The sequence below is a fragment of the Gluconobacter sp. P5B12 genome, assembly GCF_018812035.1.
Lineage (GTDB): Bacteria > Pseudomonadota > Alphaproteobacteria > Acetobacterales > Acetobacteraceae > Gluconobacter.
On sequence record NZ_JACRVV010000056.1, the window covers coordinates 1 to 546 of the forward strand.

Below are 546 nucleotides of genomic sequence, written 5' to 3' on the forward strand. Positions count from 1 at the left end.
GTTTTTGCTCTTCTGTAGAAACCCGAGCGTAGCCGATGATCATATAAACCACTCCAAATACATCAAATAAATGACCTTCCAAACTGGATCGTTGGTTGAAGATCTTTGCAATTACCTTCATGAATTTTGAAGGGACGAGGTTGACAAAAACGGTCATTTCGGGCAAAGGTTCGAAAATACCCGAAACTCAATTAGGGATTCCCAGAAAATGGCCGATTTTCTAACTTCGTCTGCGCAGAAAACTGTCTCAAATCAGGCCGGAACAAATCGACCATTTTTGGCATCTTGGGAATTTTTGTTGCAAAAAGTTTCTTCACAAGACGGGAGTGGCGGACAAATTGGTCCGTCAGTAAGGGGATCTCTAACAGAAGAACATGATCGTTTGGTGGGTGTTTCAGGGGGAATGTCTTTCCTTTTCAATGGACAGGATTTGACCGATGATGCCCTGACATATGAAGTGGTTGATCGGCACGTGGCAGACGATTTAGTCATCGAATTTGGCCGACTGATTTGTGCAAAAAAAACTGCCTTCCAGAGATGATTGTT

1 protein-coding gene is annotated in these 546 nt (G+C 43.0%); it reads left to right on the forward strand.

Going from position 1 to position 546, the window contains the following annotated elements; genetic code table 11:
* Positions 1–208: 208 nt before the first annotated feature.
* The gene (locus tag KP702_RS16040) at positions 209–541 is read left to right on the forward strand and encodes a hypothetical protein (protein ID WP_215769398.1); all 333 of its coding nucleotides are present in this window, start codon (positions 209–211) and stop codon (positions 539–541) included.
* Positions 542–546 lie beyond the last annotated feature (5 nt).

Excerpts from the sequence above, each read along its gene's own strand:
- KP702_RS16040 (WP_215769398.1), top strand. The coding sequence starts at position 209 with ATGGCCGATTTTCTAACTTCGTCTGCGCAGAAAACTGTCTCAAATCAG.